An 11,203-nucleotide genomic window follows, 5' to 3' on the forward strand; every position below is an offset into this window, starting at 1 on the left:
ATCCGTTGCATGCACACGATGCCTCCGACGACATACGTCCCATGCACACGATGGGTGTGGAAAAGAGAGTCGATGGTGCGTGTCGATGCGTGATGGTGCATGTTGGTGCGTGCTGACGCTTTCCGGCGATCGTTATGAAGTGGCCTGATTTTTGTTCCGTCTCTACTGTGAGACGGCTTGTGCCGCCTGCTGTCGATAATACTCGTTCTCCACGTCCTGTGGTGTCCTGTAGCCGGTTTCCATGTAACGGTTCTGTCGGTTTTGTCGAGCCGGGTGTGTGAGACGTTTGTTGGCGATCAAAATTCGGGAATCGATGGTTGATCTCCCGAATATCGATCGCTGCCAGCCGCTCAGTGAACAGAATTCGGGAGCAATGGGCTCAATTCCCGAATTACGTTCGCTGAGACGGTCCCAGTGAACGTAATTCGGGAGATAGCCGTTCTTTTCCCGAATATTGATTGCTGACCACGGGCGACAGCGTGGACCGGCGGCGTGGACTGGCGGCACGGACTGGCTGACTCTCTCACAACTGCCTGAGTGTCATCAGTTTTCGGCAACCTCCGACGAGAGGGCTGGCAACGAAACTGACTGAGGGGGAGACGGGAGACGGAGTACTCGACTATTGGCTAGACGGACCAATGACCCCCTGTTCCCCCTGTTCTACCTGTTCCCCCTGTTCGACCAATGGCACATTGGTTGCCAATCGGCAACCACCATACCGACCGCCTCGAAGCCCCGGCTGGCGCAAGCCCCGCAATTCCGCCATTGTTGTCATTCACCTGTTGCGGGTTGACTGGTTGCCAATCGGCAACCAATGAGCCATTGGTCGAACTCGATGGCTGAATGCCTATCGTTCGGCTGTTCGCCCTCTCAGATGAACGCGCGCTCGCCGAAGATCGCCGTGCCGACGCGCACCAGCGTAGATCCCTCCTCAATAGCGAACGTCAGATCATGCGTCATGCCCATCGAAAGCTGCGTGCAGTGCGCCAGCCCAGGCTCGTCGAGCGCAAGAATCTGATCGCGGGTGCGGCGCAGATGCGCGAATCCGGCGCGAATCGTGCGCTCGTCATCCACATGCGCGCCGATCGTCATGAGCCCTTGCAGCTCAAGGCCTCCCATCGCACCGATGCGACGCGCCAGATCGATCGCATGACTCGGCTCGCATCCCGACTTCGACGCCTCGCCGGACTCGTTCACCTCCAGCAGCACGCCGACGGTGATGCCGTGCATGACCGCGCGCCGCGAGATCCGCTCCGCCAGCTCGATCGAATCCACCGATTCGATCGTATCGACCACCGGCAGCACCTTGCCGATCTTGTTGCTCTGCAGCTGTCCGATCAGATGGAACGGAATGTGCGTCGCCGGCGCTCCAGTTGCGCGGACTGTCGCGTCTGCGCCATCATTGGTGTCATCGTCTGCGTCATCGCCGGTACCGCCCACGCCGATCGTGAAGCCGCGTTGCGCGCACAGTCGCCGCAGCCCGGCTGCCTTCGCCGTGACCTCCTGCGGCCGGTTTTCGCCGATCAGCCGGATTCCGGCGTCGATCGCCGCCATGATCTCGCCCACGTCGCGCGTCTTCGTGGCAGCTAGCAGCTGTACACTGCCCGCCTCGCGCCCGGAAGCCGATTCTGCTTGCGCGATCTGGTCCAACACGCGATGCACGCCGTCACTGATCTGCCGCGCGCGTTGCTCATCGATGATCTCGTTGGCGAGATCCTTGTGATCCATATATGCCGTCATACTCGCCTCTCGTTTGCTGTTTCGCTCGACTCGCATTCGATGTTTCGCATTCGATATCTCACACATCGTAGCCGCGTTTGACCGACTGTGCACGCCGCGTTTGGCGATCATGGCGTATTCGCGATAATTGGCGCCGCGACGCAGGCGGCGATGCAGGGCGACACCAGACGAGCAAGGTGCCGTGCAACGTGCGGCGGCCAGTGGTACGCATTGCAGAACCGGGCATGGATTGCGTTCCGTACCGCTGCCCTCTGGTACGCAACGCGGAAAGAGCCTTAGACCGTGCTCCGTACCCCTGAATCAGACGAGCCCGCGGCGCGCTGCATCGTCAGGGACATCATAGCGAGGCAGCGCTGCAACGATGTCAGCGGGCAGCAGCCGATCGGCCGGTTGCGGCCTCTGTTGTGTTGCCGGATTTGCGCAGTCCTGTGCCTCGGTATCGCCCATTTTGGCGCCAGACCGCTCATCGCGAATCGCCAACCACGACAGTCGATCAAACGCGCGCAATGCCTCGGCTGCACTCATCGGGCGCGGCGCATCCGTGCGTCGCCCGAGTGCATCGCGCTGCAATCCCAGCAGCCAGGCGCAGTAGCCGACGATCTGTTCGGGGCGGACCCCGCTCGCGCGCAGCGTGCCGAGGTCGAGCGCGCGCTCGCGTTTGGCAAGACGCCGGCCGTTCGCGTTGTCGATGAGCGGCAGATGCGCATACGCGGGGTTGAGCGGCGATCGCGGCGCGTCCTGATGTGCGCCACGCGGTTCTGCCCCATGCTGCGTCGCTCCGCGCTGCCCAATGGCGCCCGTCGAGACCATCGCACAATCCGCCGCATCCGTCGCGCAATCCGCATCCGTCGCGAAGAATCCCGCGGCAGCCAACTCGCGTCGAATCCATATCTGCAATGCGGTCGATCGCAGCAGATCGCGCCCGCGCACGACGTCGTCCACGCCATTGAGCACATCATCGACGACCACGGCCAGCTGGTAGGAGAAGATGCCGTCGGAACGGCAGATCACCGAATCGCCCACGTCGCGCGGCAGGCAGAATCGCTGCGGACCGAATACGCGGTCATGGAAGCGAACGTCGGCGCGCGGATCGTCGGCGGTCGGCATGGCGATGCGCCAGGAATGCCGGTCGCCGTTTGCCAGACGGGTGCGCGCGGTGGCCGGATCGGCGGTGATCAGGCGGCGGCATGTGCCCGGATACACGACGAATCCGTCGCCTTCCTGCGGGGCGGACGCGGCGCGGATATCGGATCGCGAGCAAAAGCAGGGGTATATCAGCGGCGTTGCCGGGGCGGATTCGGCTGCTGGGATGGATGCGATGGTTGCTGAGGTGGATGCGACTGCCGGGTTGGGGAATCCATGCGCGCATTCGACCAATCCCGACAGGGTGGGATGCGCGTTGCCTGATGCGCGAGTCGAGGTGCCGGTTGCGGTGCCGATTACGGTGCCACAAGCGCTGGTATTGCTGGTATTGCTGGTATTGCCGGGATTGGGTAGATCGATGACTCTGCCGCGCAGCGCGTCCAGTGCCTCGTGATACAGGTCCAGTCGCTGCGACTGATAGATCGGCTCGTCGTCCCAGTCTAGGCCGAGCCAGTTGAGATCGTCCATGATCCAGCGGTCCGCATCGGGCACGACGCGGGGCTGATCGATGTCTTCGATGCGCAGCAGGATGCGTCGGTGTTCGGCGCGTGCCGATAGCCAGGCGGCCAGCATTGCGGTGGCGTTGCCGATGTGCATGCGCCCGGACGGCGTAGGCGCGAAACGTCCGGTCATGGATGCTCCTTGTTGCTTTCCAGCATTGTTTCACGGTGTTGTTTCACGGTGTTGTTTTGCAGCTATATCAAATGTGTATTGTACTGCCCGCAAATGCACCTTTGCACTGTGATTCGGCTTTGCGAGGCGGGTCCCGTTCGACGACTGACTGTCTGCGCCCCTAGCGTCCTACGTCGCAAATTCTACGTCGCAAATTCGTTGATTATATTGTTGGCTCCCCTTGTCAGGGGAGCTGGCCCGCGAAGCGGGACTGAGGGGTAGTGAATTCGTCAATGAATTTCTGACGCTCGAACTAGACGCGTTGGCATTGCAAGGACAAGTTAGTGAACGATCTTCTGACGGAGGACTTCTGACGGAGGATACTAGGCGCGGTCACCTGCGCACCGTGGTTCATTGCGCAATCTCGTCCAATGAGTAGCGCGTCTCCTTGCGCGTTTTCTTATCCGGCACTTATCTGGCGCTATCCGCTCGAACAAGACACTTATTTGGCGCACTTATCCGGCGCAAGGATTTCTCGGGATTTGCCTTGAGTTCGTAAAATCCTTGCGCTGGGACAGGGCTTAGCGCAACTATTTTACGAACTCTTTCCGAGAAATCCTTGCGCCAAGGAGGCCGATTGCGCAAGGATTTCACGAACTCAAGGCAAATCCCGAGAAATCCTTGCGCTAAGAGGCAACTGCGCTAAGAGGCTGTGATGTGGCCTGGTTTTTGTTCCGGCCGCGACTTTGGACCGCGGCCCGTGACCGAATCGACCGCACCCGCCGAATCGCCCGCCGAATCAGGCGAAGAAGAACACGAACATCCACGCGCCGACGATGGCGCCGACGATCGGTGCGACGACCGGAATCCACGCCTCGCCCCAGCGGGAGCTGCCCTTGGCCGGAATCGGCAGAATCGCGTGCAGCACGCGCGGCATGAGATCACGGGCCGGGTTGAGGCCAGGGCCGGTCGGACCGCCCATCGAGGTCACCAGACCCCACACGATGAAGCCGACCACGATCGACGAGGCGGCCAGATCACCCTTGCCCCACGGCAGCGACAGGCAGCACAGCGCACCGAAGACGAGCACCAGCGTGCCGAACATCTCGTTGAGGAAGTAGTTCACCTTGTCGTTGTGCGCGTCGGTGGTGCAGAACGTGCCGAGAATCGCCTCGGCGTCCTCGGTCTCCTTGTAGTGCGGGTAATAGGTCAGATACACGATGAACTGGCCGAGCAGCGCACCCAGCAGCTGCGCCACGATGTACGGCAGCACCTCGCTCCACGGGAACAGGCCGTTGATCGCCTGCGCGAGCGTCATGGCGGGGTTGATGTGCGCGCCCGAAACGCCGCCGAACATCAGCACCGGGAACATCACGCCGAAGCCGTATCCCATCGCGATGTTGAGCCATCCGGCGTGGTGGCCCTTGGTGTTCTTGAGCTCGACGTTGGCGACGGAACCGTTGCCGAAGATCATCAGGATGGCGGTGCCGAAGAATTCGGCGGCCAGTTTGGTGAAGAGAGGGTAGTCCACTGATCGTTCTTTTCTCTTGTTTTGCTTTGTTTGCTCTCGTTTCCCGTGGTTGCGGCGCACGCTGCCCCTGAATTAGTGACGATTGGTGATTCCGGGGATGCGCTGTCGACATGGTTGGCATTGCCATTGACATGGTTGGCATTGCCATGGTTGCCGTTGCCGGCCGCAATACAGGCATGATTATTCTACGCGGGTTGCGGACGGCTTGGATTGGCGAGCTGTTCCCGGTGGGGGTATGCGATCTGCACACCTGAGCTTACAATTGAAGATACGTGATGCCGTGGCGCTCAATGGTTGGAACTGTTGCGTTCGCGGGTATCTCGTGCATCGATGAGAGAAGGAGATAGACATGTTCTGTCCAAATTGTGGAAGCAGCATCAAGGAGGGTTCGGCGTTCTGCGGCGAATGCGGATATCGCATCGCCAACGCTGCCGCTCCGGCACCGGCGCCGGTCCAGCCGGTTGCTCCGGCTCCCGCGCCCGTTCCTGCGCCTGCAGCGCCGGTTGCAGCCCAGCCCACTGCCGTGCTGCCTCAGCCGCCGATCGTTCCCGCTGCCGCTCCTGCGCCTGCACCAGCTGCCCCGGTTCCTGCGCCCGCGCCGGCTGCTCCGGTGCCGCCCGTCGCGCCCGCGCCGGCCCCCGGTGCCCCGACCGTGCCCCCGGTGCCCGGTGCGCCGGCGGCCGCTGTGCCGGGAGTCCCCGGTCAGCCGGTTCCGCCGGCCGTCAACCCTGTTATTCGCGATCTGATCGCGCCGGCCTCGCTCAAGGCGATGGGCGCGGCGCTGGGCATCGGTCTTGCGGCGGCGCTGGTGCTGTCGCTGCTCGGCTCGATCGTCTTCATGTCGGCCGGTTCGTCATCCGGCAGCTCTCCGATATCGTCGCAGATGAACCAGCTGTTCGGACAGCTGGACGCGGTCGGCAACAAGCCGAACTTCATCCAGATGCTCTTCTTCCTGATGGTGGTCGGCGTCGGAGGTCAGGTGCAGGTATCGGGCACTGCTGGCAGCTCGTTCGGCGGAGGCACGCAAAGCGTGGAAGGAACGATCTGGTTCATGGTCGGCCTTCCGGGCGTCGCACTGCTGCTCGGCGTGGCGTTCGGCGCATACATGATCGCACGCGGGAATGCACTGAAGTTCAAGTGGACCGGCCTGATCAGCTCGGTGCTTGTCTCGCTGGTCACGGGACTGCTCTACATCATCCTGTCGGCTATCTTCGCGATTCACATGAACACGGGCATAGGCGATGTCGCTTCGATTTCCATGACATCTACCGGCGTATCGTTCCGCACGTTCCTGATGGCGTTCCTGCTGTCGCTGATCGGTGCGTTCGCCGGCTATGCGCTTGCGCAGTACGCTCCTGATTCCAACAACGTGTTCTCCTCGTTCAGGTGCTGGATGCGTCGTTCGCGCGGCTGGATGCACACGGCCGCCGAGTCGGCGTTCGTCTACACCGTCGTGGCTGTAGTGCTCGCTCTGATCACGCTGATCTGGATGTCTGTCCAGGGCAAGGACGGTTCGCTGATTGGGATGCTGCCGGTCCTGTTCCCGCTGTTCCCGATCGCGTTGACGGTGATTGGCTCGTTCGGTTCGTTGACGGTATATTCCGGCAACTACGATCAGGCGATCAACGTGTTCAACATGAACATGTGGCAGATGTGGATCGTCTTCGTCATCATGCTGGTCGTCGCGCTGTATCTCGGCCTGCGTGAGGCGGCCCGCAATACCTATGATCCGACCTTCGGCGGGTGGGCGAACTGCTGGAAGTCGCCGCTCGCTTCGGCTGTGATCTGGCTGCTGCTGTCGTTCGCGTTCGTGCCGTTCGGCACCGAGAGCAGTAGCAGCAGCACGCAGGGCATCAAGGTGGCCGAATGGTTCTTCCTCGTGGCCGCAGTCTGGGCGTTCCTGATCGAACTGATCGCACTGGTGCTCGGCCCGACGATCATCGCCTCCGCCCCCGGCCTGTGGGGACTGCTGCGTGGCGGTTGCGTCGAGCAGACGCCGCAGGAGGTCGTCGATTACGTCAACGCCTCGGGCGCGCACTTCCTGGCAAAGTACGGCAATACCGTGCCCGCTGGTGCTGGTGCTGGTGCCGCTGTCGTTGCCAATGCGGCTGCAGCGCCCGTTGCAGCCGGTGCCGTGCCCCCCGTTCCCGGTGCGCCCGCTGTTCCTGCTGCGCAGACCGGGCAGCCGGGTGCTCCCGGCGCGACAACGAACTATGCGATTGCTGCCGCACCGGCCGCCGCCGCAGCCGTCCCCGGTGTGCCGGGCGCAGTGGCCGCCAAGCCGATGACCGCCCAGCAGAAGCGCCTGATCGTCATCATCGCGGCCGTCGTGGCGGCGTTCGCGGCACTTGGCATCACCTATGCCGTGCTGTCGAACACCGTGTTCAGCGCCCAGAGCGCAGCCAGCGGCTACATCAACGCGATCGCCGCCGGTCAGTTCTCCAAGGCCAGCGAACAGGCGGATCCGCAGCTGGGCAAGGCCCAGCGCGCCCTGCTGGTCGATGCTGCATCGAACGGCGACAACGTGCGCATCTCCAATCCGCGCGTAAGCAAGACCGAGGATCAGGCGGACGGCTCCGTCAAGGCGACCGTCACCTACACGCTCGACGGCAAGGAGAAGAACGATACGATCACCATCCAGTCGAACGGCTCCAAGTTCCTGCTGTTCAAGGATTGGAAGATCACCACGCCGCTCGTCAAGTATCTGACCGTCAACGTGCCGGAGTCGGTGGATACGGTTACGGTCAACGGCGTGAGCGTGACCAAGGACAATGCCCGTGAGGGCAGCGACGATACCAGCTGGACGCTGGCCGTGTACCCGGGCACGTACAAGCTCGGCATCGCCAAGTCCAAGTACATGACCGCGAAAGAGGTGACGTTGCGCACCGCCGACAGCGACGGCGGAGACAGCGGTGTGGGAACGCTTGAGGTGGAGCCGACCACTGCGCTTCAGAACGAGATCGAGACGCAGGTCAAGGCCAAGCTCGACGCCTGTGCACAGTCGAAGGAGAGGGAGCCGGAGGGATGCCCGTTCAGCTTCTACGGCAGCTCCGACGACTACCGCAACTTCGTGTGGACGATCAGCGAGTATCCGACCATCGGCGCGATCAGCCTCGATTCCGGGTCGTTCACCACGGAGTCCAGCGGCGAGGTGAAGCTCACCTATGACTACAAGAACTACAAGGACAAGTGGGAGCCGGAGAGCGACACCAATTCGTTCAGCGTGTACGGCGGATTCACCATCGAGGGCGACAAGGTCTCGGTGGAGCTGAGCGACTGATCCGCTCTTATGTCACGCGGCGCGCTGTTAAGTGCGCTGTCACGCGGCGCGCTCTGCTCTCTGTGACTAGTGCGAGAAACCATTGGAATTCCAGCGGTTTCTCGTACTTGGTCACGGGGAGCGGGGCGCGCCGCGTGACGTTTGCGGGCCGTTTGTATGACGCTTGTAGGCCGTTCGCTGGGCATTCGCGGGGCCGCGATCTGGCCGTATCGTGATGGTTGTGAACGCAAACCGTCCGCCGGTGTCGCAACGTGCCGGGATACCTGTATATTGGTACAGGCTTTACGCGAAGGGCGCCGGTCGGCCATGGGCATCCGATGGATGGTCGGTGCGATTTGCGGCGCAATGCATTGTACGCAACCACGGCAGGAACACTACGGTAGGAAAAGGGCGGAACATGTCGGCGATTCTCGAAGGCAAACCTGATAAGCGACTTGCGCTGGTCACCGGGCGGGCATACCCGCAACTGGCCCAGGAGGTGGCCGAATGCCTGGGAACGCAAGTGCTGGAGACCACCGCCTACGATTTCGCGAACGGCGAGATGTACGTGCGCTTCACCGAGCCGGTGCGTGGCGCGGACGTGTTCGTGCTGCAGTGCCATACGAATCCGATCAACAAGTGGATCATGGAACAGCTCATCATGATCGATGCGCTCAAGCGCGCATCGGCCACATCCATCACCGTCGTCGCCCCGTTCCTCGGGTATTCGCGTCAGGACAAGAAGCATCAGGGTCGCGAGCCGATCACCGCGCGTCTCGTATTCGATCTGTTCCGTGCCGCCGGAGCCGACCGTCTGGTCACGGTCGATCTGCACGCCGCGCAGGAGCAGGGTTTCTTCGACGGTCCGGTCGATCATCTCACCGCCACGCCGGTGCTGCTCGACTACGTGCGCTCCCATGTGCCGATGGACAAGGCCACCATCGTCTCCCCGGATGCCGGCCGCATCAAGGTGTCCGAGCAGTGGGCGGCGAAACTCGGCAATCTGCCGCTCGCATTCATCCATAAGACGCGCGACACCACGCGTCCCAACCACGCCACCGCGCACGGCATCATCGGCGATGTCGTCGGCCGCGACTGCGTGGTCGTCGACGACATGATCGACACCGCCGGCACGATCTGCGAGGCGGTGCGCACGCTGCGCGAGGCGGGGGCCGCTTCGGTCACGTTGGTGGCCACGCACGGGCTGCTGTCCGGTCCGGCCGTCGATCGACTCGCGGGCTGCGGGGCGCGGGAAATCATTCTGACCGATACTGTGCCGATTCCTGATTCCAAACGACTGCCCAATATGACCGTGCTGTCGGTCGCGCCGCTGCTCGCCGCCGGCATCCGCAGCGTGTTCGAGTCGCGTTCGGTGACGCATCTGCTGGAGGGACTGCCGTCCGACATGCGCCCGCGCAACATCTACGCCTGATGCCCCATGGTCAATTACGTTGAGCGCTACGCCGAGCACGCCGAATCCACCGAAGGGGTTGTGTATCCGGATTTGGTGGTTGTTGGTGCTGGTTTGTTTGGTTTGACGGTGGCGCAGCAGGCTGTTGAGCGTGCTGGTGTGCGTGTGCGGATCATTGATGTGCGTGATCATATCGGCGGCAACGCGTATTCGTATATGGATGAGGAGACGGGTGCGGAGATCCACCGGTACGGTGCGCACTTGTTCCATACGTCGAACAGGCGCGTGTGGGAGTATGTGAATCGTTTCACCGAGTTCACCGGCTATGTGCATCGCGTGTACGCGACGCATGACGGCGAGGTGTATCCGCTGCCGATCAATCTGGGGACGATCAACCAGTTCTTCCGTGCGCATTACACGCCGGCGGAGGCGCGGGCGCTGATCGAGGAGCAGGCGGGGGAGCTGGCCGGCACCGATCCGGCGAATCTGAATGACAAGGGCATTCAGCTGATCGGCCGTCCGTTGTATGAGGCGTTCATCAAGAACTATACGGGCAAGCAGTGGCAGACCGATCCGGCGGAGCTGCCGGCCTCGATCATCAGGCGTCTGCCGGTGCGGTTCAATTATGACAACCGCTATTTCAGGGACACGTGGGAAGGCCTGCCCAGGGACGGGTACACTGCATGGTTCGAGAGGATGATCGACGATCCGCGCATCACGGTGTCCCTCAAGACCGATTTCTTCGACGAGTCGCAGCCGTACAGCAGGAGGGCGCTGCGCGAGGCGGGCGTGCCGGTCGTGTACACGGGCCCGGTGGACCGCTATTTCGACTACGAGCTGGGCGATCTCAAGTGGCGTACGGTGGATTTCAAGGAGGTTCGCTACGACGAGGGCGATCATTTCGGATGCCCGGTGATGAACTTCTCCGACGCGGACGTGCCGTATACGCGTGCGATCGAGTTCAAGAACTTCAATCCGGAGCGCCGCGAGCAGCAGAACCCGGAGCGTACGGTCGTGTGGGAGGAGTATTCGCGGTTCGCCGAGCGCGGCGACGAGCCGTACTATCCGATCAACACCGAGGCCGACAAGGCGCTGTATGCGCGCTATGAGGCGCTGGCGGCCACGGAGCCGAGGACCGTGTTCGGCGGGCGCCTGGGTACGTACCAGTATTACGACATGCATCAGGTGATCGACGCGGCGCTGACCGCGTTCGACGAGCGCATCCTCCCCCTCATCGCCAAATAAGCAATCCTGATGCAATCCAATACAACAATGCATCGATACAATGCAGCAATCCCAATAATCCAAATAATACAACAAATAAACCGGATTAAAAAACCGGATTAAAAGACCTTCGAATACCAGCATTCGTAACAACCGCATATCCAACCGCAATAGATAAGGCCCGATTTTTTGCGCACTTTGGTTTGGGCTTGAGATGGAAGGGCATGGCCCGTGTCCTGTGTACGATTTTCTGTCGCCAAACAAAACAAATCGCGATTGGAAA

Annotated in this window: 6 protein-coding genes; 3 read left to right on the plus strand and 3 right to left on the minus strand. The window is 61.9% G+C overall.

The features are described 5' to 3' along the window. Positions 1 to 870: 870 nt before the first annotated feature. From EHS19_RS09330 to EHS19_RS09340, 3 genes are all read right to left on the minus strand, one after another. Entirely contained in the window at positions 871 to 1,740 is an 870-nt protein-coding gene (locus tag EHS19_RS09330; RefSeq protein WP_151917485.1) for a YggS family pyridoxal phosphate-dependent enzyme, read from the minus strand. Between the two features lie 300 nt (positions 1,741 to 2,040). Next, entirely contained in the window at positions 2,041 to 3,516 is a 1,476-nt protein-coding gene (locus EHS19_RS09335) for a glutamate--tRNA ligase family protein (protein ID WP_241677188.1), read from the minus strand. Between the two features lie 778 nt (positions 3,517 to 4,294). Next, entirely contained in the window at positions 4,295 to 5,026 is a 732-nt protein-coding gene (locus tag EHS19_RS09340; RefSeq protein ID WP_151917486.1) for an MIP/aquaporin family protein, read from the minus strand. Positions 5,027 to 5,375: 349 nt separating this feature from the next. On the opposite strand from EHS19_RS09340, the gene EHS19_RS09345 reads away from it, so the two are divergent. From EHS19_RS09345 to glf, 3 genes are all read left to right on the plus strand, one after another. Beyond that, entirely contained in the window at positions 5,376 to 8,306 is a 2,931-nt protein-coding gene (locus EHS19_RS09345; protein WP_151917487.1) for a zinc ribbon domain-containing protein, read from the plus strand. A gap of 397 nt (positions 8,307 to 8,703) precedes the next feature. Next, positions 8,704 to 9,717 (plus strand): ribose-phosphate diphosphokinase, encoded by a 1,014-nt coding sequence (locus tag EHS19_RS09350; RefSeq protein ID WP_151917488.1) that lies wholly within the window; start codon positions 8,704 to 8,706, stop codon positions 9,715 to 9,717. A 6-nt stretch (positions 9,718 to 9,723) separates the two neighbouring features. Then, positions 9,724 to 10,941, plus strand: a complete 1,218-nt coding sequence (gene glf, locus EHS19_RS09355) for a UDP-galactopyranose mutase (protein ID WP_151917489.1) — start codon at positions 9,724 to 9,726, stop codon at positions 10,939 to 10,941. Positions 10,942 to 11,203 lie beyond the last annotated feature (262 nt).

Origin of the sequence: Bifidobacterium jacchi (assembly GCF_009078285.1) — a bacterium.
Classification (GTDB): Bacteria; Actinomycetota; Actinomycetes; order Actinomycetales; family Bifidobacteriaceae; genus Bifidobacterium; species Bifidobacterium jacchi.